This is a genomic window from Geomonas propionica, from assembly GCF_016458235.1.
GTDB classification, from domain to species: domain Bacteria; phylum Desulfobacterota; class Desulfuromonadia; order Geobacterales; family Geobacteraceae; genus Geomonas; species Geomonas propionica.
Genome location: NZ_JAEMHK010000001.1, coordinates 235,377 through 258,823, shown reverse-complemented (window position 1 = coordinate 258,823; position 23,447 = coordinate 235,377). Strand labels below are relative to the sequence as shown.

Sequence of the window (23,447 nt, the reverse complement as noted above, 5' to 3'; positions counted from 1 at the left end):
CGGCCGTGGCAGCCGCTCCCGAAGTTATTTCAGGCAGGTGAGCAGGCGCAGTTCCTCTTCTCCCGCACCGTGGTGCAAACTGCGAAGAGCCCCGCTGCCGCCAGGCCGATCCAGCCGGCTGCGTAAAAGACGGCGGTGAGTCCGAAATGATTTTGCAGCCATCCCCCAAGTAGCGGTCCCACCACGAATCCAAGGTTTAACGCGGTGTTGAAGATCCCCACCGCCAGCCCCGTCCCATGACGTTCCCCCTGCTCCAGAAGAAGCGCAGTGCTGGCCGGCTGCGAAAGGACGCTGCACAGCCCGATCCCTCCCCCCAGCATGAGCACCTGGTGAAACCCCTGGGCAAGGGGAATCAGGAAGTAGAGCAGCGACACTGAGATCCCTCCCAGGAGCACCAGCCCCTTGCGGGGCAACCGGTCCGAAAGCCGGCCGACCGGACGCAGCAGTGAGCTGATCACCACGGTGCTGGAGGCAAGTACCACGCCGGTCTGGGTGCCGGTGAGTCCCAGCCGCCCGCTCAACAGGAGAGGAAGGAAGCCCGCCAGCAGCGATATGCCGCACCCGCGTCCAAAGATGAATACCAGCAGCCCGCCCATCGCCCCGTGTCGTGCCGCCTCCAGGGCGTCCGGCAGTGCGACGCACGCTACCGGCTTACTGGACGGGACTGCCGCCACCGCGTGGCGAGGTACTCGCCGCAACGCGACGGCCAGCGCAAACAGGCATAGAAGAGCGAGGCAGGCGAATATACCGTAGAAACCGCACCAGTCGTGCAGGACACCGCCCAGAAGCGGCCCTATGCCGATGGCAAGATAAAAGGAGATATCGAAGGTCCCGGTGGCACACCCCTCCCCTTTGGTGCTGCTCGCGGCCCCAACCAGCGACAGCATCACGGGGCGGAACATCGCGCAGGCTACTCCCTGCACCACTCTCAGCAGCGTGATGAGTACGAGGTTAGAACTGAAAAGGTAGCCAAGTGAGACCAGGAGATAGAGGGAAAGGCTGAGCGTGACGGCTACCCTCGGGCCGAAGCGGTCCACACAAGCGCCCATCGGGGGGCCCAACAGGATCTTGGAAACTGAGAAGAGGAGGAGTGGCAGGCCCAGCAGGATGCCGCGCCCGCCCAGGCTGAAGAGGTAGGTGGAGAAGAAGGCGTCCGCTATGCCGAAGCCGAGGCTGGTGGAGAAATTTATCAGAAACAGCGACTGGAACAGGTTTGCGTTCTTCATGCCGGTGTCCTTGCTGGGGCTTCCACCGAACGTGCGTCCCTGCCCCGATGGTGGCCTGCCTTGTGCCCATGATGAAGCGCCCTGCGCGTAGCTACGCAGGGCGCTTCCTTTGTGACGGGTGCTGCCCTACTTCGCTTCCTTGACGAAGCTCGCCGCGTTGCTGCCGGCGATCCTGCCGAAGACGACGGTATCGGTGATGGCGTTGCCGCCCAGGCGGTTCCAGCCATGGACACCACCGGTGACTTCGCCTGCAGCGTAGAAGCCGGTGATCGGCTTGCCGTCCTTGGCTATCACCTGCGCCTCGGTGTTGATCTTCACGCCGCCCATGGTGTGGTGGCGACCCGGCTTGACCCAGATGGCGTAGTACTTCGGTCCGTCCACCGGGCGCGGGATGTCCTGACGCTGGAATTCCGGATCCTTTTTCGCCTCGAAGGCCTTGTTGTAGGCTGCCACCGTGGCGGCAAGCGCATCCGCCGGCACACCCATCTTGGCCGCGAGGCCCGCGATGCTGTCTGCCTGTTGCACCAGCCCGAGGACGATGTAGCCGTCGATCTGGACGTTGCTCTTGCGGGTGCTCTCGCCCAGCACCAGGAAGGCCGATTTCTCAGGCTGCGCCAGGATGGCGGCGGAGGCCTTGTCGCGGGTAGTCAGCTCGTTGACAAAGCGCTTGCCGGCATGGTTCACCAGGATGGCGCCGCTGCCGCGCACGGTTTCGGAGATGAGGACCTTGGTTTCGCCCCCCATGGTCGGGTGGATCTGGATCTGTTCCATGTCGATCAGCTTGGCGCCCACTTTTTCCGCGAGGAACATCCCTTCGCCGGTCGCGCCGGGCTGGTTGGAGGAAGCGGTTTCCTTGAACTGCGGCTTGTAGGAGCCGACCAGCTCATTGTTGGCGGCGAAACCGCCCGCCGTGTCGATCACGGCCTTGGCGTTGATGGTATAGACGCCGCTGTGCTTGCCCTTCACCTGGACGCCGGTGACGCGCCCCTTGCCGTCGGAGAGGATCTGCACCACCTCGGAGTTCACCCTGACGTCGATGTTGCGCTTGGCCGCGTTCTCCCGGTATACCTTGATCAGGTGCGGGCCCACCGCGGCCCCGCCCACGGGACGGTGGGTGCGGTCAACCGCGACGCCACCCGAACGCACCAGGTCGGTCATGTCGGCCCCGAGCGACACCAGGAAGTCGACCGCATCGGCGGATTTATAGGCGAGAACCTTGACCAGTTCCGGGTCGTTCTTGTCACGTCCGCCCTTCATGGTTTCCTTCACCATCTCGGCCGGGTCGTCGTGCATCCCGAGCCGCTCCTGGTAGCGGGTCCTGGCGGCGTTGATGCCACCGGCCGCCAGCATGCTGTTGCCGCCGGTGATCGGCATTTTCTCCAGGAGGATCACCTTGGCACCGGCATCGTGGGCGGTGATGGAGGCTACGTATCCCGAGCCGCCGGCACCGATCACGACCACGTCGGTGGACTCCACCCGGTTCGATTTGAGGTCCTTTTTGTTGGGTGCCGATTCCTGCACCCACTTCTTGTCGGTCGATTCCTTCTCGGTCCCCATAGCCGGGATTTTCATCGCGAAGCTGTGGCAGTAGTTGCAGTATGCCTTCGATGCGACGTGCCCCTTGTGGCAGGCGGTACAGTTGGTTTCGCCCAGGTGGGAGTTGTGCGGGTTGATGTGTTCCTTGGTTTTCGCGGCCAGGTCAGCAAATCCGCCGTGGCACCCCTTGCAGTTCTTGTTCAGGGCGGTCTCGCTGTCGTCCACAGTAAGGGATTTGCCGTGGCAGTCGGCGCAGCTCACCTGGTTTTTCTTGTGTATCCCGGAGAGGAAGGAGCTCTTGGATGAGTCCTCCCCCCAGGCCGCGGAAGCCGCGATGAACAGGGCCGCTGAGAGCAGCAGTGCCGGTACGATAGTTTTCCGTGTCATTTTTCTCTCCTGTGATTACGTCGTCGTTGTCGTGACAAGCCCTTAGAAGAGCAGCTGGACCTGGGCACGCGCCACGAGGTCGTCGACCTGGCCTTTGTAGATGTGGCGGTTACCAACGTCACCTTGGATCTTCAGGTTGTTGCCGTAGAGGAAATAGTTGACCGCCCCTTGGATTTCCGAGATGGAGTCGCTGGACACCTGGCGATTGGGATCCATCCAGGCGTAACGGAGTGCCAGTTCCAGGCGCTGCGGGATGACGAAGTAGCCGGCCTGGACGTAACCGCCCCTGGCAATCAGCTCCTTGCCGGAGGTTTCACCCACTGCCTTGCCCCAGAAGTACTCACCCTGCATCGACGCGCCCAGCCATTTGAAGGCAACGTCCGTTTCCCAGGAGTCGACGCTGATGTCCTCGGCCACCTTGGTACCGAAGTATTTCCCCTTCACCGCCGTACCGAGCCAGCCGTTGGCGTCGGTTACGAAGTTGGAGTTGTTGTTGTCGATGGCGGAAGTTGCCGTGGCGCCGGTTCCGGCGACCGTCTTTTTCACGGTGTTCAGATAGTAGCTGCTCCCCAAGGAAACCAGGGGCTTCTGGGAGTTTTCCAGGTCCCCCTCGCCGTATTTCATGTCGCCGAGCGGATTTAAGGTCAGCCTGAAGTTGTAAGCGTTGTCGCTGGTTTTGTTCTTGGTGTTCTGGCCGGCGCCTCCGAAGAGGCCCGCGTCGTACTTGACCATCCCGGTCCAGAGGTCGCCGTGCAGGTTGATACCGGTATCGTACCCCTGCATGAACGCGTTCCTCACGAAGGAACCATCGACGAACTGCTGGGCCGTGTTGGAAGTGATCCACTGCCTGGAGTACTGGATCTTCTCCTGTCCCAGCATCACTTGGAGTTCGTCGGCGACCCGGTACTTCATGTTCACCTCTTCCATCGCCTTGGTGTTCTCTTTGACCACGTTGGACCAGTTGTAGGTCGCCTTGTAGGTCAGGTCCTTGGTAAAGGCGTAGCCGCTCAGGAGAGTCTTGACGCGCCGCAGGTTGAACTGGCTCACGTCCTGCTTGTTGGCCACCTCGTAGTTGTCCAGCTCGTACTGGGCCTGGATCTGCCCGCCAAGCTGCAGCTGGAACTTCTGGTCCGGGGAGGTGAGGACGAAACCCTTGCCCAGCTTGTAATCGTAAGGCTTGGCTTTGGAAGCTTCCTTGTACTCCGCCTCGGTGATGACACCTTTTTCCTTCAGGATATCCTCCAGGCTCTTCGCCTGGGCATCGTGCCCTACAGCCATTGCCGCCAGAAAACCTGCCATCGCCATTGCCGCTTTCTGATTCATGATCTTCTCCTTCGGTATGTTGGGGCGCAGCCCCGTGATTGCTTTTGATCTCATGAGAGCAGGATCGATACCAAAGATGAAAAGAGCGGTAACCATCGATTATTACAGTGGAATTCACAGTGGGAAGGGATGCAAGGGGTATAGATTCAGGCTATGGGACTTCCCGGGGAGGGAGGCGTACTTGTTTATTTTCGGGGAGTTACAGCATTATTGCCGAAGTCTATAGCTATAGACTCCGGCAATAGGGGTTCAGCCGCGGGACAATTTCAGGCGTTTCCAGAGGGAGGGTTGGGATATGCCGAGCAGTCGCGCCGCCAGCGTCTGGTTGCCGCCGGCGCGGTTCATCGCCTCATCGAGGAGATAGTTGGCGGCGTTGGCGAAGGTTGGGAGAGGCTCGAAGCCCGCAAAGGGATTCTGGTCCGGCGCCCGCTCCGCAACGCCTCCGCCGGCGCTGATCGCCTTGGCAAAGGAATCCATCGACAGCATGCGCTCCTTGTGGGTACTCACCGCGTCGAAGACCATGGCCTTGAACTCCCGGACGTTGCCCGGGAAGCTGTAGGTGGCGAGAAGCTGCACCAACCCGGGGGGCGGAGTCGGCTTCTTCTTCCCGAGCATGGCGGCGGCCTCCTCCAGGAACAGGTCAAGCAGGTACGGTATGTCTCCCTTGCGGCTGCGTAGCGGCGGCACCTCGACGTGGTGGGTGCGCAGCCGGTAGAACAGGTCGCACCTGAAGCTCCCTTGCTGGACCTTGGCCTCCAGGTTCTGGTGGGTCGCCACCACGATGCGCGCCTTGAGGCGCCGGGGCTGGTCGCTCCCCAGCGGGAAGTACTCTCCTTCCTGGAGCAGCCGCAAAAGTTTCACCTGGGAGGCGATGCTCAGGTCCCCGATCTCGTCGAGGAACAGCGTGCCGTTGGCTGCCGCCTCGATCATGCCACGGCGAACCCCTTCGGCACCGGTAAAGGCGCCGCGCACGTGGCCGAAAAGGGTGTCCGAGAACACGGTGTCGTCCAAGCCGGCGACGTTCACGGCCACCAGTTCGCCCCGGCAGCGGCTCAACCGGTGCGTAGCCTGTGCCAGGAGTTCCTTGCCGGACCCGCTCTCGCCCGTGATCAGCAGCGGCAGCGGGCTGACGGCCACAGCCTCGATGTAGGCGAAGAGCGCCTGCATGGCCCGGTCCGCCGTGCAGATGGCGGAAAACGCCTCCGGGTGCTGCAATTCGCAGGACACGAAGCGCCGGGCCATCTCCTTGTTGTCACGTTGCAGTTCCAAGTGCTTGATGGCGCGCAACACACCGCACACGATCCGCTCCTCGTCATCGGTCTTGACGTAGTAGTCGTAGGCACCGAGCTTCATGCAGTTGACCACCTTGCCGACTTGGTTCAGGCCGCTCACCACGATGACGGCCACGCCCGGGAAACGCTCCGCGATCTGGACCAGGAGGTCCTCTCCCGAGACGTGCGGCATGGTCAGGTCAAGAAGAACGAGACCTACCTCCCCTTGGGCGAGGATATCCAGCACATTGCGGCTGTCGCTGCAAAGCTCCACGTTGGTGATCCCGGAACTGCTCTCCAGCGCCAGCGACAGCGAGCGCAGCCATGCCGGTTCGTCGTCGACAAGCAGCACCTTGAAGCTTGGGTACAGCTCACTGTCCATGTTCGCTCCCCGCCACGGCAGCCGGCAGGGCGAGGGTGACCGTGGTCCCCTTGCCCGGGCTGGAATCAAAGCTGATTTCGCCGCCGTGGTCCTTGATGATGTTGGCCGAGATGGAGAGGCCCAGTCCGGTACCCCCGTTCTCGCGCTTGGTGGTGAAGAATGGGTCGGTGAGATGCTTCAGGTGCTCAGGCGAGATCCCTGTTCCCTCGTCGTGCACGGTGAGCATCACACGGCCGCTGCCGGCATCATGGCTTGTCCGCAGGCTTATGCCCCGAGTGGGATCGGGCAGCGCCTGTCCCGCATTCATGACCAGGTTCACCACCACCTGCTCCAGTCGTTGCTCGTTGCCGAAGACCTTAGGTAGCCTTTCGCCATAGCTGGCGCTGAAATTGTTGGTCAGCTTCCGCGTAGCCACGTCCACCAGCCGCACCGCCGTCTGCACCACGTGGTTGAAGTCGAGGAGCTCTTTGCGTGCCTCATCGTCTTTGCGGGCGAAGTTCTTGAGGTCGTCCACCGTCTTCTTGATGCGCTGGGCGCCGTCCTGGATCTCGTCAAGGATCAGCGGCACCTCCTGCCGCACCCTCTGGTAGCGGATCCCGCCGAGCGCGAAGTCACCCTCTTCCTCCTGGTACCGGTCCAGTATCCGCTCCGCGTCCCGGAATATCTTCTTCAGGGTCGGCATGTTCATCAGGATGATGCCGGTCGGGTTGTTGATCTCGTGGGCCACCCCGGACACCAGGATACCCAAGGCAGCCATCTTGTCCGCCTGCACCAGTTGCTGCTGGTTTCTCTGCAATTCCGCCAGGGCGTTGGAAAGCGACTCCGTGCGCTGCGCCACCTGCCGGCGCAGGGAGTACGACCAGAGCACCGTCGCCGCCAGGATCAGGAAGAGCGGGATCACCACCAGTGCCGCGTATTTCGCCACCGTGACCCACGAAGTGCGCTGGGGTTCCAGCACGCCGATCCACTTGTCGTAGATCTGGTTGAACTCACCGGTTTTTTTGAGGATGGAAAGCCCCTCGTTCATCTGGGCCACCAACTCCGCGTTCCCCTTTTTCACCGCATAACAGTAATAACGCTGCGGCGCCACGTTGGTCGCCACCGGCACCAGGTTGGTGAGCTTATCCTCGCGGATGATGTGCATTGCCGGCAGCAGGGCCACCACGGCGTAATCGCACTGCCCGGCCGCCAGATGCTGCAGGGTATCGCGTGGACTATCGGTGAGCACTAGGTTGAGGTCGTAGTGCCTTTCCTGCAGGTAGCTTTGCATCCCGCCGCCGCGGTGCACCAGCACCTTTTTCCCTTTGAGTTCTTCCAGGCTCTTCACCGCGGGAGTTCCCTTCCGTGCGAAGATGGCCTGGACGATGATGGAGTGCGGCGTGGAGAAATCGTATTCCTTCGCCCTCGCCTCGGAGTAGGAGAGCCCCTCCAGGATGTCGATGTCGCCGCTGTCCAGCCCTTTGAGGATCTTGCCGAAATCGTCCAGGCGGATCTCGACCTGCAACCCCATGACCCGGGCGATGGCCCTGGTGAGGTCAACGATGTAGCCTGCCGGCTGGCCGTTCTTGTCCAGGAACTGGTAAGGAGGGTAGTTGCTGTTGCCGCCCACGACGATGACTCTCAGGTCACGGCCGGGCGCCTGCTCAGCGTGCGCCCCGGAGAGCATCAGGCCGAAAAAGATCAGCAATAAAAGAATTCTGGTCAGCATGGCAAGAGGCTCCTGAGCGCAACGGGGTTCTGACATTGGCAAAGGAAGGAGCATGAGAATGAGGGGAGGTTCGCGGCACTTATAACACCTGCGACAAGTGGGCGTCAAAGTAAAATTCTTATACCTCTACCAGAGACATGCATTCCAGACAGTATCTGCCCCTGTTAATTCCACACAAGTTATGGGAAAAAATGACACCTTTCCTTGGAAAGATATTGACATATATGTTTCTGAATGTTAGTTGTGCCATGTGCATAAACACAATACCCCTGGAGGTTTTTCATGAAAGTTTGTTTTCCAGTCGAGCAAAACCACGGTCTTTCCAGTGCGGTGTACGGCCATTTCGGCTCGGCTCCCGGGTTTGTGGTTGTCGACAGCGTGACCGGCGAGTGCACCGCCATCAACAACGGCGACCGCGTGCATCAACATGGTGCCTGCAACCCTGTGGCTGGACTCGGGGGGCATGAGGTCGATGCGGTCGTGGTCGGCGGGATCGGCGGCGGCGCGCTGTACAAGCTTAACGCGGCAGGGTTGAGGGTGTTTCGGGCCGGAGAGGGAACGATTGCCGACAACCTTGCGCTTTTGAGTGCCAATCAGCTCCAGGAGTACCTTCCGGGACATACCTGCGGTGGCCATGGCCACAGCCACGGGTGTTCCCACTAGCCGTGCCGCGTCCGCGCAAGCCCAGAACCTGTATCTGTCCGCATCGCGTCGGCTTCGCCGCGGTGTTCAAGCCAGCGGGAACACCGCTCAAGGATTTGGACTTGGTGCAACTTGCCCATGACGAACTGGATGCCCTGCACCTGTGCGACGGGCAGGGTAAAACGCAGGAAGAGGCCGGGGCCTGCATGGGTGTGTCCCGGGGCACGGTGCAGCGCCTCCTAGCGGCGGCCCGGAGCAAGGTGGCCGACGTCCTGGTACAGCAAAAAGCGCTGGCGATCTCCGGGGGGCCGGGACAAGCCACTGCCTGCCACTCCACCGGGTCAGCAAAGGAGTAGCCCATGGAGTTGCTCGAGCAGCTCGTTGAAACTGCGCGGCGTCAACACGAAGAAGCTGACCTCCCTGACTGGATCCTGGAGGAGATCAACGCTCTCCGCGCTGCCGCAACGCCTGCCCATGGGCGGGACGACCTGCTCGCGCTTCTCTTGCTGCAGTTGGAAGATTTCGACAGTTACGCCGGAGCGGGCTGTTTCGGCGATTCCGTGAGCGCCGCCACCATATCCGCGACGCTGGACCGGATACGCGACGGGGCCTGAGGCGGCCCCGCCACAAAGCAGTTTTGCCGCTTTTTTCCCCAGCTCCGGCGGCACCCACGGTTAGGCCGGTTCGGCCAGCCCTGGAATTAATGATTTGAGGTATGTCATGGCGTGCGAACTCGTCGAATGCTGCCAGTTCTTCAAAGACAACATGAAGGACCTCCCCAAGGCGGCACAGTACATTCAAAGTAAACTCTGCTTCGGTGACTACCAGAGCTGCAACAGGTACCAGATCTACAAGCAGACAGGTGAACACCATCCCTTCGATCTCTTCCCTAACGACCAAGAGGCGATCAAGAAGGTGAAACAGTGCATGAACCGGAAAATGCGCTGCCCCAACGTGCCCGAAGGTTGCGAGCCCCCTGAGAAGGAGTAGTCCGTCTGTACCATCAGATCCAGCAGCTGTGGTCAAGCGGTGCAGCAGGTCGCCCGTCGCGCCAGCCCCTTGTTAACAACAAAGCCGCCCTACTCTCTTGAAGCCCCCCGTCCCCACGGGGGGCTTTTTTGTTCCGACCGTATCGTCCAAACCGATACGAGGGAGAGTTTTTATCGAAACTATCGGTTTGACTTATTCCCCCCTTTGAACATATAAAAATCTTCATACTTTTATCTTCGGTGGAGGGATCTGTTATGAACGACGCTTTTCAGGTGCATTCGGACCCGGAGCTCTGGGAAAAACTCGGCATGGACGTGGCCCGCTTCTCCGGAATGCCCGCCATGCTGACCAACGCCTATAAGAACATCTTCCTGTCCCAGCACAACCGCCCCAGCAAGATGGCCTACTTCGATGACATGGTCGCCAACATCCACACCGGACGCATCAGGGAGATCTACGACGCGAAGCAGGGGGGCAAGCCGGTCGTCGGCACCTTCTGCGTCTATGTCCCCGAAGAGCTGGTCGTCGCCGCCGGCGGCATCTGCATCGGCCTTTGCGGGGGTGCCCAGGGCTCCATCGCCGACGCCGAGAAGATCCTGCCGCGAAACATCTGCCCCATGGTCAAGTCCGCCTTCGGTTTCAAGGTGGGCAAGATCTGTCCTTACTTCCAGGTGGTCGACCTGGTCTACGGCGAAACCACCTGCGACGCCAAGAAGAAGACCTGGGAGCTTTTGGACCGCTACGTGCCGACCCACGTCATGGAGATCCCGCAGATGAAGCGGGAGCGCGACAAGCGGCTCTGGCTGGACGAGGTCAAGGATTTCAAGGCCGCGGTGGAAAGGATCACCGACACCGTTGCTGATTTCGATGCCGTGTCAGCCGGGATCAAGACCATCAACGCCAAACGCTTCGCCCTGCAGCGCCTGAACTCCCTGCGCCACCACAACCCGTCGCCCATCAGCGGCAGGGACATGCTGCTCATCGAACAGATCGCCTTTTACGACGAGCCGGTCCGCTTCGCGCAGAAGGTGCACGAGCTCTGCGACGAACTCGAGCAGCGCATCAGCAGCGGCGACGCCGTGGCGCCGACCTCCACTCCGCGCATCATGGTCTCGGGCACGCCCATGGCGCTACCGAACTGGAAACTGCACTACATCATCGAGTCCGCGGGGGCCATCGTGGTCAACGAGGAGAGCTGCATCGGCACCCGCTACTACAAGGACCTGATCGATGAGGGCTCCACCGACCTCGACCAGCAGTTGGAACGGCTCACCGAGCGCTACATGAAGATCGATTGCTCCTGCTTCACCCCCAACGACGACCGCATGGCCCAGGTGCTCAAGGAGTACGAGGCCTCCGGCGCGGAGGGGATCATCGATTATTGCCTGCAGTTCTGCCATACCTACAACATCGAGGCAGTCAAGCTGCGCGAAATGTGCGAGGCCCGCGGCATACCCTTCATGTCGATCGAAACCGACTACTCTCCTGACGACATGGGGCAGTTGCAGACGCGTGTCGAGGCGTTCCTGGAGCAGATCAGGGGGTAGCTTATGCAAGTTGGTATCGATCTCGGTTCGCGCACCATCAAGACCGTCGCCCTCCAAGGAGGCGCGCTGCTGCAGCGGCGCGTCGTTGAGAGCGGCTTTGAACCGCACCGCCAGGCGCTGCAGATGCTGGGCGAGCATCCGCGGGCGCGGGTGGTGGCGACCGGCTATGGCCGTCACTTGATGCAGCAGCACGCCAAACTCGACATCATCACCGAGATCAAGGCCCACGCCCTGGGCGCGAGGCACCTGTTCCCCACCTGCCGAGCCATCCTCGACGTAGGCGGTCAGGACAGCAAGGTGATCCAATTGAGCGAAAGCGGGCGTATCGTCAACTTCCAGATGAACGACAAGTGCGCCGCGGGGACCGGGCGCTTTCTGGAGATGATGGCGGTCTCCCTGGGTTACGACATGAAACAGTTCGGTCTGGCTGCGGCCGAGGCCCAAGGCTGTACCGCCATCAACAGCATGTGCGCGGTCTTTGCGGAATCCGAGGTCGTCTCCCTGAAAAACCGCGGTGTTCCCCCAGGTGACATCGCGCGCTCGGTGCACTTGGCCGTCGCGTCGAGGCTCGCCGCCATGGTTCAAAAAACGTGCGAGTGCCAGCACCTGGTGTTCACCGGCGGCGTCGCCAACAACAAGACCCTGGTGGCGATGCTGGAAAAGGCGCTGGGAGTGCCGATACTGGTCCCGGAGGATCCCTCCGTCACGGGCGCGCTGGGTGCGGCCTTGCACGCGGGCAGCTCCTGAGGCGGCAGGAAAGGTTTGATGTGCAACTCGGGCAGCATGGCCCGACAGACAAGAAACAGGAGAGATAACGATGAGAAGAATTATGGCCCTTACCCTGGCTGTGGCGGTGTTCCTTACCGCGACGGCAGCTTTCGCAGGCCCCCTCTTTGGCGGCAACTACCAGTACGTGGCCCCCAGCGACTTCAAGAAGTGGCTGGAGACCGGGAAGAAGATGCAGATCGTGGACATCCAGGTCCCGGCCGAGTTCCAGCAGCACCACTTCAAGGGTGCCGTCCAGACCAACGCCTTCCCGGTCAAATCGGCCGAGGACAAGCAGAAGCTGGACCGGGTGCTGCCCCAGCTGACCGCTTCCCGCGAGGAGATCGTCATCATCTGCCCGCGCGGCGGCGGCGGTGCCAAGAACACCTACGACTACCTGAAGGGAAAGGGGATCGCGGAAGCCCGCATGCACATCCTCGAGGACGGCATGCAGGGGTGGCCCTACCCGACCCTGGTGGCGCAGGGGAAATAGCCCGAGCGCCCGGCGTGAACGGAAAAAGCCGCCTCTTTCAGCGAATAGGCGGCTTTTTTTATTGTTCCAGGTCCTGCGGCTGGTCCCAGAAATCACCGATGTCCTTCAAGATGGCCGCCGAAACCAGTTCATCCGCACGCGCCTCGAACCAGTCCGCCGGCATGGCGCTGCTGTACCCCTCCTCCAGGAAACGGTCGTCCATGAGCACGATCACGCCGCGGTCGGTCTCGGAGCGGATCACCCTTCCCGCCGACTGGATCGCCTTGGACATGGCGGGGATGGTGTAGGCGTACTCGAATCCCTTGCCGTAGTGCCGCTGGTAATAGGCCCGCATCTCCTCGCGCTCCAGGTCGTAGTTGGGGAGCGGCGGCCCGACCACGAAGGCGCCGATCACCATGTCCCCCGCGTAGTCCACCCCTTCCGAGAACGAACCTCCCTGCACCGCGAGGACTACCGTGGGCGCCTCCCCCGACCGGAGTTGTTCCAGGAACTCGGCGGTCTTCGCCCCCTTCATGCTGCGCTCCTGCCGGAGCACCTCGAAGCCCTCCGGCACCCGAAACAGCTCCGCCACCCGCTCCAGGAAGGTGAAACTGGGGAAAAAGGCGAGGTAGTTGCCGCGCCTAAGCGCGACGATGCGCGCCAGGGCGTCGGCGATGCGGGCGTAGTTGCGCTCTCGCTGCGAGTAGCGGGTGGAGACCTGGGGTATGATCAAAAGCTTGCGCCGCTCCGGCGGAAAGGGACTTTGGAACTCCGACCAGCGCACCTGCTCCGGGTCGAGACCGGAGAGCTTGGCATAGTACTCCATCGGCTTCAGCGTCGCCGAAAAGGCCACCACCTGCTGATACTCGGCGTAGCGCTCCCGGATCAGCTCCGAGGCGTCGCAGCAGGTCACCTTGACGCTCCCCCCCCCGCCGTGGGGTTGGTACGAGGTGAAGAACTCCCGGCGCTCCGAGCGCACTGCGAACTCCAGCGTCTCGGTAAATTCCGACCAGTAGTAGCAGAGGCGCAGCACCGGGTCCTCCTGCCTGATCTCCAGGTCCGCTTCCAGGTAGCGCGACAAGAGGGTGCGTAGCCTGCCGTCCAGGTCCAGGAACGGGGCCAGCGGCGGCTCGATCCGGGCCGCCTTGCCACCCTCCCCCCTGCGACAAGAGAGCACAGCCGCCACGCACTGATCCAGCAGATCGGCGGCCTCGCGCCGAAACGACATCGGCACCCCAGCCAGATCCTCCCGCATCCCCTCCAGCACCGAGCTGGAGAGCCTCGGCGAGTAGTAGTCCATGGCCCGGGAAGGGAGGTTATGCGCTTCGTCGATGACCAGGTTCGGCTTCCCCACCTGGTCCACCGGGAGGCCTACGGCACGCCCCAGTGCGGAGCGCGGCGCGAAAACGTAGTTGTAGTCGCAGATCACCACGTCGGCCAGCTTGGCGCAATCGATCTGCAGCTCGAAGGGGCAGACCTGGTGCTCCTCGCCAAACTGCCGGAACGTGCGGCTTTTCAGGCTCCGTTTCTTTTCCAGCAGTTCCACCAGGCCATGGCGCGCCACCTTGGCGTAATAGTCGCGGGCGTACTCGCAGTACTCCGGGGTGCAGATGGGCTCTTCCATGAAGCAGATCTTGCTCTTAGCTGTGATGGTCAAGGAGCGCAGCTTGGCGCCCGCCTCACGGAACCTGTGCACCGCGTCCTCCGCGACCTCGTGCTGGCTGTTCTTCGGCGTCACATAGCAGACCGCCTGCCCCCTCCCGAGCGCCTCCTTAAGCACGGGGTGCAGCACACCCACCGTTTTCCCCAAGCCGGTGGGCGCCTGGATCAGCATGCGCCGTCCCAGCGCCATCCCCAACTCGACCTCCTGGATCAGTTCCACCTGTCCGGGACGCGGTTTGGGAAAGGGAAACGGGAAGGCTGCCGCCACCTTGCGCCTGCGCCGGGCCCTTTTGGCGGCCAGCTCCGCCTCCCGCACCAGTTCGTCCAGGCGGGCATCCAGCCACAGTTGGTACTCCTCAAGGTCTAGGCGGATCTCCAGGTCCGCAGACTGGCCGTTGCGCGACGAGACCAGGTGGAAGGTGAGCCGCGGCACCACGCCGTGCTCCAGCCAGTGAAAATAACCGTAGCTGAGCAGCTGCAGGCAGTAAGGTTCCTGGAGCGGACCGCCGGTCAGGCGCCGCTTCAGGTCCCAGAGGTTGAAGCAGCTCTTGATTTCCTCGATGCAGGGGACGTCGCGGCCCAACACGCCGTCCATGCGCCCGTTGACCTGGAAACGGAAGCCGCCGCGCTCGAACAGCCGCCCGACCGGCACCTCGGCCTGGTAGGTCGGGTCGTCCTGGGACCTCCTCTTTTGCACCCGCTGATGGATCTCCTGCCCGTCGCTCGCGGAGCGGTCGTAGCCGGAACGGGGCTCGATGCTCCCGACGCGCGGCACGGGGAGGGCGAAGTACCCCACCGGGATGCTGATGATGTCTTTTGCTTGTTTCATGCGCCACAGCCCCTTGATTCTCCGCCACTTTCTAATGACAACTCCTCTTTTGTCAAGTTAAGAATCCCCCAGGCGTTGCAATACCTGGCCGAGCGGGTATGCTCTTTTGCGTATTCTCTAATTACAGCCCAAAGGAGACAAAAACATGAGAAGAGCCATTGCAGCTGCCGTCCTGTCCGTGTTCTGTGCCGGGTTTGCTTACGCCGCAGACGAGACCGTGGTGGTGCTCCCCGCGAAGAACGGCAACGTGACCTTCCCACACAAGCAACACAAGGACATGCCGGAGATGAAGTGCACCAACTGCCACGAAACCGACAAGGGCGGCAAGATCGCGGCACTGGGCAAGGATTGGGCGCACAGCACCTGCAAAGGGTGCCACGCCGACAAGGGCAAAGGACCCACCAAGTGCAACGAGTGCCATAAGAAGTAGCCCTCTCCGCCCGATCAGCACTTTCGGCGGGGGCCTCGGCCTCCGCCGCTTTCATTTCAGGCTTCCCCCCCCCTGACGAAATCAATTAGAACCCGCCCCACAACATTGACATTCTCTAATTTCTCGGGATAATGAAATCGCTCTCGCCTCGGCGCTTATGCAACTGCGGCCGCCAACTCCCTGGACAGACATGGCTCTCGTTGAGGATCGCAGCGCGGGACAAGCTACCAAGCTCGCACATTAAAGGTTGAGGCGGAGGAGATTCACTCATGAGGGACCCTTTCCACGACCTGCACCACCACGAAACCGTCAGCACCTCGCATATCAGGCTCATCTCCGAAGGGGGAAGCTCGCACCCACGGAGCCCCGAACTCGTCTGCATCGACTCCATCCAGGCGACTCAGAACTGCACCACCGAGACGCAGCACACGGTGTACCCGGCAACGGTCGGAGCCGGTCCGGTGCTGCCGGAGAGCGCCGTCTGCACCCTCCCCCACGAACATGCTGAGGAGTTGGACCGCGAAGTACTTCCCCCCTTGCTGCGACAACGGCTACAGCTGTTGAATCTTCCTTTGAGTCCGGCTGCCACGGTTTCGGTCCGGGACCGCGGCAAGCTGTGGCAGGTGGTCGAAGCAACCTGCTCCTACTCGGTCAGATTGGCTGGCGCGCGCCTCGCGGTCTACCCCGAGCCGCGCTGATCCAGTGCTCAAAGAGTCGCCTGATTACCGGCAGCGGATCAGCAGATCCGCTCCGGATGTTATCCAATGAGAGGAGAGAGCGATGGCCGAGGAAAAGATTGGCGGGGACAACGGCGTCAACAGGCCCTTGAGGCTGGTCTCGGAGGGTGATGAAGATTCGGCGACCCGGCGCGCGCAATGCTGGTCGCCGGACCAGATCGTCGCCAGTTGCATCACGTCGCAACAGATGGAGAACTTCAGAGCCTACAACAACGTGTGCATGACCCTTCCAACCAACGACATGTACGTTTTCTCGCTGCCGCTGGAGCATGCCGGGGAACTGGACCGGGGGGAGATCCCGCAGGCGGTGCGGCAGCAGTTCGACGCCAACGGCTCTCCGCTATCGCCCGCCGCGAGACTCAACGTGCAGCAGTCCGGGAGAGTCTGGTTCATCGTCGATCTGGACCGGAAATACTCGGTCCGGATGGTGCCGACCGGTCTGCTGGTCTACAGCGAGAGGTTATGATCAGCGCCCGAGCCCGAGAACGGTCATGAGCGACTACCATATCTTCGAGCAGGGAGGACAGCACTTCCTGTTTTTCAGCCGATCGGCCAAGCTCTACCAGGTCAGCCCGCTGGCGGCCAGGTTGCTGGAACTGTTCGTCTCCACCCAACCGGTCCCCACCCTGCCCACTCCGGATGCCGAGCCGCCCCAGCCGCTTGATCCTGCGGAACACGCGCTCTATGCGGAACTCGCGGCCCTCTTCAACCATGAGCTGGCGCTCCCGCTCCCCGCCCCGCACCAGCAGGAACACGGCTGCGGCGAAAACAGCTACCAGACCTTTTCCATCTACCTTGCCCAGTCCTGCAACATGGCCTGCTGCTACTGCTGGAACCGTGGCGGCACCTTCGGAAAACCCGGGCACGTCATGGGGTGGCACACAGCCCGCCGCGCCACCGACCTGATCCTTTCCCTGGTGGAGCGCTCCAGCGCCGAAAAGATCTTCGTGAACTTTTACGGCGGGGAGCCGCTGCTCGACTTTCCGGTGCTGCAGCAGATCACCCGGCAGCTGCTAAAGCACGAGGCGCGCCTGGGGAAAAACTTCTTTCTGACTCTGGACACCAACGGCACCCTCCTGCAGGGGCACCCTGCACAGTTCCTGGCCCGGTACTTCACCCAAATCGGGATCAGTCTGGATGGTAGCCAGCGCATCCACGACCTGCAGCGCCCCGGGAAATATGGCGAGGAAACCTGGCAGCAGATCGTCACCAACATCAGGAGTTTCCCGAACCAGAAGCTGCTCGGGCTCAGGGCCACCCTGACCACCTTTTCCGACAGTTACCTGGAGACCTTCCGCCACCTCACCACCTTGGGGGTCGGCCGCATCCAGCTCGAGTACTGCCACGAGCCCGGCTACCACCAAAACCCCATTTACGAGAAGCTGATCGTCCCAGCGGAGCGTCAACTGGTCGAACTCCACGAATTCGTCGACTATTACGTCGACTACATCGCCAGCTACAAGAGCACCCGCGGCATTCCATTTGTCTCCAACCTGTTGGACAGCATCAACAGGATCAGGCGCGCCAACCGCTTTACCCGCCCCTGCGGCGCCGGAACCAACACCCTGGCCATCAACAGCCACGGAGAGGTATTTCCCTGCATCGCCTTCGTGGAGCGCGACGACTTCGCCATGGGGCAGGCCGGCGCGGGTTCCCTGTCCCTGCACCAGGCCCTGCAGGGATTCGAGGTGGACAGCCAGCTCCCCTGCCATGCCTGCTGGCTGCGCTACGACTGCGCCGGCGGCTGCTACGCGACCCACTACGACATGACCGGGCACGCCCGGCAGCCGCACCCGGAATACTGCCGGAACATGCAGGGGCGGGCCGAGGTCTTCTACTACGCCCTCACGCAGATACTCACCAAATGCCCGTGGCACCTGGAAAGGTGACCTGGGATCTCTTTAGCGCCCGCCGGGCGTCACGTACCAGAAGATAGCCAGGAAGTGGAAGGCACTGCCCACCAGCACGAAAACGTGCCAGATGGCGTGGTTGTAAGGAAGGCGGTCCCAAAGGTAGAAAACAATCCCGAGGGTGTAGGCGGCGCCGCCGGCGAAGAGCAGCAGCAACCCGTTTAGGGCAAGGGAGGCAGCGAGCGGCTTGATGACGAGCAGCACCAGCCAGCCGAGCCCCAGGTAGAGCATCGGCCCGAGGTAGGGGAGCCGGTGCGTGGTGTACAGCTTCATGAAGGCACCGACCGTCCCCAGCCCCCACACCGTGATCAGCAGCCAGTACCCCGACGCCCCGCGCAGGGTGACCATGGCGAAGGGGGTGTAAGTTCCGGCGATCATGAAGTAGACGCAGGCGTGGTCGAGGATGCGGAACACGTAGCGCAGGCGCGGCCGTCTAACGCTGTGATAGATGGTCGAAACGGTGTAGAAGAGGAGCATGGCCGCAGCGTAGACCGAGGCCGATACGATGCGCGCCTTTTCCCCGATGCTGACGGCGAGGCTGATCAGGGCCGCTGCCCCCGCGGCGCTCAGCATGAGCCCCAGGCCGTGGGTCCAGCGGTTGGCCAGTTCCTCCGCCTCGGTATAATGAAACAGCCGCTTGCTGAGATCGTCGTCATCCATAGCCGCCCCCGAACAGTAGCACCAGCCTAAGATACAACACTTTCCCTTTCCCGCAATGCGACTCACCCCTTTCAGCTTGACAAGCCGTCCCTTCGATACCATCATGAGCATCGCGTTTACACTATGCTAATGAGGTATAGCGGAGGCAACCTTGGCCAGGAAGATTTTCGTTGCCGCTTCAGGTCAGAACATCGGTAAGACGACCATCAGCGTATCGCTGCTGCACCTTGCCCAGAAGAAGTACGGCCGGGTCGGCTTCATGAAGCCCCTGGGGCCGAAACCGACCGTGCTGCGCGGCATTCCCGTGGACACGGATGCTGCCCTGATGGCGCAGGTATTCGACCTGACCAAGGATCTGCGCTACATGTCCCCGGTCGTGGTCTACCCCGAGACCTCGCGGCAGGCCATCGACGGCCAACTGAACCTCCCGGAGCTCGCCGACCGCATCATGACCAGCTATGCCGAGTTGGAGAAGCACTGCGACTTCATCGTCATCGAAGGGTCCGGTCACCCCGGCGTCGGCTCGGTGCTCAACCTCTCCAACGCGCGCATCGCGAAGATGCTGGACGCACCGGTCCTGATGCTGAGCGGAGGGGGCGTGGGGAACGTCATCGACACCCTGGCCATGAACACGGCGCTCTTTAAGCTGGAGGGGGCAGACGTGCGCGGGGTCCTGGTGAACAAGCTGTTCACGGAAAAACGCGACACCATGCTGGACTACCTGACCCGTGCCTTCGTAGGACAACCGTTCTCCGTCCTCGGGGGCTTCGACTACAAGCCGGTACTGGCCAACCCATCCCTTGGGAGGGTGGCACGCCTGCTCGACCTCCCCTTGCACGGCAACCGCCGCGAGGTGAAGCGCATCATCCACCATGTGCAGATAGGGGCAGCTTCCACCCAGCGGGTCACCGAGATGCTGCGCGACACCTCGCTGCTCCTGGTCACCAGCAGCCGGGACGAGTTGCTGGTCACTATCGCCAACCTGTACCAGATGCCCGAGTTCCATCCGCAGATCGCCGGGCTGATTATCTCGGGTCAGGCACCGGTCAGCGGCATCACCCAGCGCATCGTGGACCGTAGCAACATCCCGTACCTGCGTACTAACCAGACCACCACCGAGCTCTACAAACTCATCACCGAGGACGTTTCCAAACTTACCGCCAAGGACACTGAAAAACTTGCTCTGATCCGGTCCCTGGCAGATGAGCGCCTCGACTTCGACGCCATCGACGAACACTTCGCCCAGTAGCAGGGATTCTGTGGGAGGGGCCCTCCGCTTCGCCGCAAGAGACCGGTCCTCTGTCCCCCCCTCCCCCACCCCCTAACCCCCTCCCGCAAGGGGAGGGGGAACCAAAAAAGGCGGCCTCCTTTAGAGAGCCGCCTTGCGCCGTCCCTGGGAGGAACGGCTTACACCTGCCTTGCCGTTTACTTCTTGTGGCAGTCAGAGCACTTGGTCGGGCCCGCGCCCTTTTCGCTGTGGCACCCTTTGCAGGTCTTGTGTGCCCAGTCCTTGCCGAAGCCTTCGATCTTGCCCGGGGCCTTCTCGTGGCACACCTTACAGTCCTTCAACGCCTCCTGGTGTTTCTTGTGATTGAAGGTGATGTTGCCGTTCTTGGCCGGCAGGGTGATGACATCGGCGGCGAAGGCCGCGCCGGCACCGAATACGACGAGGGCTGCTGCTACGATTACCTTTTTCATTGTGTGCTCCTTTTTCTTGCGAGTTTTTTGTGGCGGAACTGTGGTAAAAATAGCATCTGGTCAGCCCCCCCGGTATCGACATCTATAGCAATTCGACCCGATGTCGGGTCCTTTGAGCGCCATATCGGCCCCTGGCGCCCCCCGGCAGACTGGATTTCTACCCTTCGGAGAGCGTGGTGATGGTGGAAAGCAGCGACAAAAACGATAAGGCTCCCCTTCCCAGCGTCGCCATCGACGGCACCCGGGCCAGGACCATCAGGGAAGCCAAGAAGCTCACCCAGTTATACGTGGCCAACGTGGTCGGCGTGACCACGGATACCATCTCGCGCTGGGAGAATAACCGCTATCCCTCCATCAAGCGTGACAACGCCCAGAAGCTGGCCGACGCCCTTGAGGTATCGCTCGAGGAGATCCTGCGCCAGGAGCCTTCCGAACCAGACGAAGCTGCGCCGCAGGTTCCGCCCTCCCCTGCCAAACGTCCCGTTATCGCCCTTTTGGCCGTCGTGACTGCCCTGCTCCTCGGCCTGCTCGTCTTCTTCCTGCTACGCCAGTCTTCCGCGCCCTCCAGCGCCACCCGCTGGGCGCCGCGCTTCGCCGCTCCCGGGGAGGCTTTCCCGGTGCAGATCAAGGTGGCGCGGCAGTCTTCTGCCCTCTTCGGCTTTATCCTAAGGGAGAAGCTTCCCGCCGGCGCCCGCCTGATAAACTCGCTCCCAGCCACCTCCTCTGCCGATTCGGAACTGAAGTGGCTGGTTCCCAGCGGCGGCACCCCCGTGACCGTCGCCTACACTCTGCAGGTCCCCGACACGTTCAACTCCGGCAAGGATGCAGCACTCAAGGGAGAGATCGTGATCCACGCAGCCGGGTCCTCCAACCGGACCGAAGCGGTAGGCGGCAGCGGTTCCATCCACATAGGCGCCTACCACTGGGCCGACAGCAACGGTGACGGCCGTATCGACGACGACGAAATCATGCCCGCCTACTACATCTGTGAAGAGATGAAGGGGTTAGGGCTCGATTGGAAGACCATCGAGGCGATCTGGAGCGGCAAGGGTTACCGCTGGGACGTCAAGCATGGCTACACCGTCCTCAAGTGACCTCCCCCGTTCCATCCTGTTTCCCCCGCCAAGCCCTTAGAAGAGACACCCTCTACCGATCATTAGTTTTTTTTACTCTTACCAGTGACGATCACGAAGCGCATGGTAAACTGTGTCCGTTGTGGCTGGGCCATTCCGGCATGCGGCCCGTTCGGGCACCAGCCTTATTAACTTTGCAAAGCGGGAGGAATCATGAAAGCACTGATCTTGAGCGCTGATAACTTTGAGGATACCGAGCTGCTCGTTCCCCTTTACCGACTGCGTGAAGTCGGGTACTCCGTCATCGTTGCGTCTGAAAAATCGGGCACCATCCACGGCAAACACGGCTACGAGGTACCGGTGGACAAACAGTTTTCCGATATCCATGCGGCCGAGTACGCCGTCTTGGTGTTGCCGGGAGGCAAGGCCCCCGCGGCCATCCGCAATATCCCGGCGGTGCAGGAAATCGCCCGCGCCTTCATGTCCTCGGAGAAACCGGTGGCGGCCATCTGTCACGGACCGCAGATCCTTATCTCGGCAGGGTTGCTCAAAGGGCGCAAGGCCACCTGTTATGAGTCGGTGGCACCGGAGTTGCGTGACGCCGGGGCTCAATACCAGGACATCGAGGTGCTGGTCGACGGCAATCTGATCACGTCCAGAAAGCCGGATGATCTCCCGGCTTTCTGCCGCGAGCTGACCAGGATGCTCAAAGCGCAAGGCTAACGGAGGCCCCTCCTACCCTCGCCCTCCGGGAGAGGGTGGCCGCAGGCCGGGTGAGGGCTCGGCCGTAGCGAATATCCCTCCTCGTGCAACGCCCTCACCCCGCCCCTCTCCCGGGGGGAGAGGGAGGTAGTTGACCAAGATTTGATAAAAAAAAAAGGCGACTCCCGATCGGGAGCCGCCTTTTTGTTACTTGCATGTGCGCTGCTACTTGAGGTTCTTCTTGATCCTCTCGACAGCCTCGATGACGTTGTCGCGGTTGCCGAAGGCGGAGAGGCGGAAGTACCCCTCGCCGGCCGGGCCGAAGCCGCTGCCCGGAGTGCCGACCACGTTGCACTCGTTGAGGAGCTTGTCGAAGAAGTCCCAGGAGGAGAGCCCGTCCGGGGTCTTGAGCCAGATGTAGGGGGCGTTGACGCCGCCGAACACGGTCAGGCCGGCCGCCGCGAGACCTTCGCGGATGATGCGGGCGTTCTCCATGTAGTAGTCGATGATTTCCTTGTTCTGTTTCCACCCTTCCTCGGAGTACACCGCGGCAGCGGCCTTCTGCACCGGGTAGGAGGCGCCGTTGAACTTGGTGGTGGTGCGACGTAGCCAGAGCTTGTTGAAGGAGTACTTCTCGCCGCTCTCGGTGGTCCCCATAACCTCTTCCGGCACGACCACGAGGCCGCAGCGCACGCCGGTGAAGCCGGCGGTCTTGGAGAAGGAACGGAACTCGATGGCGCACTTCTTCGCCCCTTCCACCTCGTAGATGGAATGCGGGATGCTCGGATCGGTGATGAACGCCTCGTAGGCGGCGTCGTAGAAGATGACGGCGTCGTTGGCGAGGGCGTAATCGACCCATTTCTTCAGCTCCGCCTTGCTGGCCACGGTGCCGGTCGGGTTGTTGGGGAAGCAGAGGTAAATGATGTCGACTTTGCCGGTGGGGAGCGCCGGGATGAAGCCGTTCTCCTCCGTGCAGGGGAGGTAGACGATCCCCTTATAGTGCCCCTTCTCGTCCGCCTCGCCGGTGCGGCCGATCATCACGTTGGTGTCGTTGTACACCGGGTAAACCGGGTCGCCGATAGCGACCACGTTGTCCAGCGCGAAGATGTCCAGGATGTTGGCGCAGTCGCACTTGGAGCCGTCGGAGACGAACATTTCCTCGGTCTTCAGGTCTACGCCAAGCGGCTTGTAGGACTTCTCGATGATGGCGTTGATGAGCCAGTCGTAGCCCTGCTCCGGGCCGTAGCCGGCGAAGTTTTCAACAGTGGCCAGATCATCCACCGCCTCGTGGAACGCCTTGATGACGGCCGGGGCCAGGGGGCGGGTCACGTCGCCGATCCCCAGGCGGATCACTTTCGCCTCCGGGTTGGCGGCGGCGAATGCGCGCACGCGGCGCCCGATCTCCGGGAAGAGGTAACCCGCTTTCAGTTTCAGGTAGTTATCGTTTATCTTTGCCACGTAATTCCTCCAGAATTAAACTTTACGGCGCCCATCGGG

General features: G+C 61.8%; 23 protein-coding genes. 14 read left to right on the top strand and 9 right to left on the bottom strand.

What is annotated here, in order from left to right; all coding sequences use genetic code 11:
• Positions 1-29 precede the first annotated feature (29 nt).
• The 5 genes from JFN90_RS01175 to JFN90_RS01155 form a co-directional block, all read right to left on the bottom strand.
• Complete coding sequence (locus tag JFN90_RS01175; RefSeq protein ID WP_199393272.1) at positions 30-1,226, bottom strand: MFS transporter; 1,197 nt, start codon at positions 1,224-1,226, stop codon at positions 30-32.
• Positions 1,227-1,352: 126 nt separating this feature from the next.
• Positions 1,353-3,149: a flavocytochrome c gene (locus JFN90_RS01170; protein ID WP_199393271.1), complete on the bottom strand. Its 1,797-nt coding sequence runs from the start codon at positions 3,147-3,149 to the stop codon at positions 1,353-1,355.
• A gap of 42 nt (positions 3,150-3,191) precedes the next feature.
• Positions 3,192-4,472, bottom strand: a complete 1,281-nt coding sequence (locus JFN90_RS01165) for a porin (protein ID WP_199393270.1) — start codon at positions 4,470-4,472, stop codon at positions 3,192-3,194.
• 249 nt (positions 4,473-4,721) lie between these two features.
• Entirely contained in the window at positions 4,722-6,125 is a 1,404-nt protein-coding gene (locus JFN90_RS01160) for a sigma-54-dependent transcriptional regulator (protein WP_199393269.1), read from the bottom strand.
• Positions 6,115-7,833, bottom strand: a complete 1,719-nt coding sequence (locus tag JFN90_RS01155; RefSeq protein WP_199393268.1) for a transporter substrate-binding domain-containing protein — start codon at positions 7,831-7,833, stop codon at positions 6,115-6,117. Before JFN90_RS01155 ends, JFN90_RS01160 begins: the two co-directional genes overlap by 11 nt.
• A 282-nt stretch (positions 7,834-8,115) precedes the next feature.
• Between JFN90_RS01155 and JFN90_RS01150 the strand changes: the two genes are divergently transcribed.
• The 7 genes from JFN90_RS01150 to JFN90_RS01120 all read left to right on the top strand — a co-directional run bounded on the left by JFN90_RS01150 (position 8,116) and on the right by JFN90_RS01120 (position 12,270).
• A complete protein-coding gene (locus JFN90_RS01150; protein ID WP_199393267.1) occupies positions 8,116-8,496 on the top strand; it encodes a NifB/NifX family molybdenum-iron cluster-binding protein in 381 nt (126 codons plus the stop codon).
• Positions 8,484-8,831: a DUF134 domain-containing protein gene (locus JFN90_RS01145; RefSeq protein WP_328755171.1), complete on the top strand. Its 348-nt coding sequence runs from the start codon at positions 8,484-8,486 to the stop codon at positions 8,829-8,831. The genes JFN90_RS01150 and JFN90_RS01145 overlap by 13 nt, the downstream gene beginning before the upstream one ends.
• Positions 8,832-8,834: 3 nt before the next feature.
• Positions 8,835-9,089 (top strand): GSU3529 family protein, encoded by a 255-nt coding sequence (locus JFN90_RS01140; protein ID WP_199393266.1) that lies wholly within the window; start codon positions 8,835-8,837, stop codon positions 9,087-9,089.
• Positions 9,090-9,195: 106 nt separating this feature from the next.
• Positions 9,196-9,465: a hypothetical protein gene (locus JFN90_RS01135; protein ID WP_199393265.1), complete on the top strand. Its 270-nt coding sequence runs from the start codon at positions 9,196-9,198 to the stop codon at positions 9,463-9,465.
• 254 nt (positions 9,466-9,719) lie between these two features.
• The gene (locus tag JFN90_RS01130; protein ID WP_199393264.1) at positions 9,720-11,012 is read left to right on the top strand and encodes a double-cubane-cluster-containing anaerobic reductase; all 1,293 of its coding nucleotides are present in this window, start codon (positions 9,720-9,722) and stop codon (positions 11,010-11,012) included.
• A gap of 3 nt (positions 11,013-11,015) precedes the next feature.
• Entirely contained in the window at positions 11,016-11,759 is a 744-nt protein-coding gene (locus JFN90_RS01125; protein WP_199393263.1) for an acyl-CoA dehydratase activase, read from the top strand.
• Between the two features lie 70 nt (positions 11,760-11,829).
• Positions 11,830-12,270 (top strand): rhodanese-like domain-containing protein, encoded by a 441-nt coding sequence (locus JFN90_RS01120; protein ID WP_199393262.1) that lies wholly within the window; start codon positions 11,830-11,832, stop codon positions 12,268-12,270.
• A 58-nt stretch (positions 12,271-12,328) separates the two neighbouring features.
• Here JFN90_RS01120 and JFN90_RS01115 read toward each other — a convergent pair whose 3' ends face one another.
• Positions 12,329-14,740 carry an ATP-dependent DNA helicase gene (locus JFN90_RS01115; RefSeq protein ID WP_199393261.1) on the bottom strand — a complete coding sequence of 804 codons (2,412 nt, stop codon included), beginning with the start codon at positions 14,738-14,740 and terminating at the stop codon, positions 12,329-12,331.
• A gap of 145 nt (positions 14,741-14,885) precedes the next feature.
• On the opposite strand from JFN90_RS01115, the gene JFN90_RS01110 reads away from it, so the two are divergent.
• From JFN90_RS01110 to JFN90_RS01095, 4 genes are all read left to right on the top strand, one after another.
• Complete coding sequence (locus tag JFN90_RS01110; RefSeq protein ID WP_199393260.1) at positions 14,886-15,170, top strand: cytochrome c7; 285 nt, start codon at positions 14,886-14,888, stop codon at positions 15,168-15,170.
• Positions 15,171-15,439: 269 nt separating this feature from the next.
• Complete coding sequence (locus JFN90_RS01105) at positions 15,440-15,868, top strand: hypothetical protein (protein WP_199393259.1); 429 nt, start codon at positions 15,440-15,442, stop codon at positions 15,866-15,868.
• 82 nt (positions 15,869-15,950) lie between these two features.
• The gene (locus tag JFN90_RS01100; protein WP_199393258.1) at positions 15,951-16,373 is read left to right on the top strand and encodes a hypothetical protein; all 423 of its coding nucleotides are present in this window, start codon (positions 15,951-15,953) and stop codon (positions 16,371-16,373) included.
• 25 nt (positions 16,374-16,398) lie between these two features.
• Positions 16,399-17,796 carry a radical SAM/SPASM domain-containing protein gene (locus JFN90_RS01095; protein WP_199393257.1) on the top strand — a complete coding sequence of 466 codons (1,398 nt, stop codon included), beginning with the start codon at positions 16,399-16,401 and terminating at the stop codon, positions 17,794-17,796.
• A gap of 12 nt (positions 17,797-17,808) precedes the next feature.
• Here the strand turns inward: JFN90_RS01095 and trhA are convergent, their stop codons facing one another.
• Positions 17,809-18,477, bottom strand: coding sequence for a PAQR family membrane homeostasis protein TrhA (gene trhA / locus JFN90_RS01090; protein ID WP_199393256.1), 669 nt, complete (start codon positions 18,475-18,477; stop codon positions 17,809-17,811).
• 151 nt (positions 18,478-18,628) lie between these two features.
• Between trhA and JFN90_RS01085 the strand changes: the two genes are divergently transcribed.
• Entirely contained in the window at positions 18,629-19,726 is a 1,098-nt protein-coding gene (locus JFN90_RS01085; protein WP_199393255.1) for a phosphotransacetylase family protein, read from the top strand.
• A 176-nt stretch (positions 19,727-19,902) separates the two neighbouring features.
• Here the strand turns inward: JFN90_RS01085 and JFN90_RS01080 are convergent, their stop codons facing one another.
• Positions 19,903-20,175 (bottom strand): cytochrome c7, encoded by a 273-nt coding sequence (locus JFN90_RS01080; RefSeq protein WP_199393254.1) that lies wholly within the window; start codon positions 20,173-20,175, stop codon positions 19,903-19,905.
• A gap of 179 nt (positions 20,176-20,354) precedes the next feature.
• Between JFN90_RS01080 and JFN90_RS01075 the strand changes: the two genes are divergently transcribed.
• Positions 20,355-21,269, top strand: coding sequence for a helix-turn-helix domain-containing protein (locus JFN90_RS01075; RefSeq protein ID WP_199393253.1), 915 nt, complete (start codon positions 20,355-20,357; stop codon positions 21,267-21,269).
• Between the two features lie 192 nt (positions 21,270-21,461).
• Positions 21,462-21,971 carry a type 1 glutamine amidotransferase domain-containing protein gene (locus tag JFN90_RS01070; protein ID WP_199393252.1) on the top strand — a complete coding sequence of 170 codons (510 nt, stop codon included), beginning with the start codon at positions 21,462-21,464 and terminating at the stop codon, positions 21,969-21,971.
• 204 nt (positions 21,972-22,175) lie between these two features.
• On the opposite strand, the gene JFN90_RS01065 is transcribed toward JFN90_RS01070, so the two are convergent.
• On the bottom strand, positions 22,176-23,408 hold the full coding sequence (locus JFN90_RS01065) for an LL-diaminopimelate aminotransferase (protein ID WP_199393251.1): 1,233 nt from the start codon (positions 23,406-23,408) through the stop codon (positions 22,176-22,178).
• Between the last annotated feature and the right edge of the window lie 39 nt (positions 23,409-23,447).

Excerpts from the sequence above, each read along its gene's own strand:
- JFN90_RS01105 (WP_199393259.1), top strand. The coding sequence starts at position 15,440 with ATGAGGGACCCTTTCCACGACCTGCACCACCACGAAACCGTCAGCACC.
- JFN90_RS01165 (WP_199393270.1), bottom strand. The coding sequence starts at position 4,472 with ATGAATCAGAAAGCGGCAATGGCGATGGCAGGTTTTCTGGCGGCAATG.
- JFN90_RS01125 (WP_199393263.1), top strand. The coding sequence starts at position 11,016 with ATGCAAGTTGGTATCGATCTCGGTTCGCGCACCATCAAGACCGTCGCC.
- trhA (WP_199393256.1), bottom strand. The coding sequence starts at position 18,477 with ATGGATGACGACGATCTCAGCAAGCGGCTGTTTCATTATACCGAGGCG.
- JFN90_RS01160 (WP_199393269.1), bottom strand. The coding sequence starts at position 6,125 with ATGGACAGTGAGCTGTACCCAAGCTTCAAGGTGCTGCTTGTCGACGAC.
- JFN90_RS01120 (WP_199393262.1), top strand. The coding sequence starts at position 11,830 with ATGAGAAGAATTATGGCCCTTACCCTGGCTGTGGCGGTGTTCCTTACC.
- JFN90_RS01155 (WP_199393268.1), bottom strand. The coding sequence starts at position 7,833 with ATGCTGACCAGAATTCTTTTATTGCTGATCTTTTTCGGCCTGATGCTC.
- JFN90_RS01110 (WP_199393260.1), top strand. The coding sequence starts at position 14,886 with ATGAGAAGAGCCATTGCAGCTGCCGTCCTGTCCGTGTTCTGTGCCGGG.
- JFN90_RS01150 (WP_199393267.1), top strand. The coding sequence starts at position 8,116 with ATGAAAGTTTGTTTTCCAGTCGAGCAAAACCACGGTCTTTCCAGTGCG.
- JFN90_RS01075 (WP_199393253.1), top strand. The coding sequence starts at position 20,355 with ATGGTGGAAAGCAGCGACAAAAACGATAAGGCTCCCCTTCCCAGCGTC.
- JFN90_RS01140 (WP_199393266.1), top strand. The coding sequence starts at position 8,835 with ATGGAGTTGCTCGAGCAGCTCGTTGAAACTGCGCGGCGTCAACACGAA.
- JFN90_RS01170 (WP_199393271.1), bottom strand. The coding sequence starts at position 3,149 with ATGACACGGAAAACTATCGTACCGGCACTGCTGCTCTCAGCGGCCCTG.
- JFN90_RS01080 (WP_199393254.1), bottom strand. The coding sequence starts at position 20,175 with ATGAAAAAGGTAATCGTAGCAGCAGCCCTCGTCGTATTCGGTGCCGGC.
- JFN90_RS01175 (WP_199393272.1), bottom strand. The coding sequence starts at position 1,226 with ATGAAGAACGCAAACCTGTTCCAGTCGCTGTTTCTGATAAATTTCTCC.
- JFN90_RS01135 (WP_199393265.1), top strand. The coding sequence starts at position 9,196 with ATGGCGTGCGAACTCGTCGAATGCTGCCAGTTCTTCAAAGACAACATG.
- JFN90_RS01070 (WP_199393252.1), top strand. The coding sequence starts at position 21,462 with ATGAAAGCACTGATCTTGAGCGCTGATAACTTTGAGGATACCGAGCTG.
- JFN90_RS01100 (WP_199393258.1), top strand. The coding sequence starts at position 15,951 with ATGGCCGAGGAAAAGATTGGCGGGGACAACGGCGTCAACAGGCCCTTG.
- JFN90_RS01130 (WP_199393264.1), top strand. The coding sequence starts at position 9,720 with ATGAACGACGCTTTTCAGGTGCATTCGGACCCGGAGCTCTGGGAAAAA.
- JFN90_RS01115 (WP_199393261.1), bottom strand. The coding sequence starts at position 14,740 with ATGAAACAAGCAAAAGACATCATCAGCATCCCGGTGGGGTACTTCGCC.
- JFN90_RS01095 (WP_199393257.1), top strand. The coding sequence starts at position 16,399 with ATGAGCGACTACCATATCTTCGAGCAGGGAGGACAGCACTTCCTGTTT.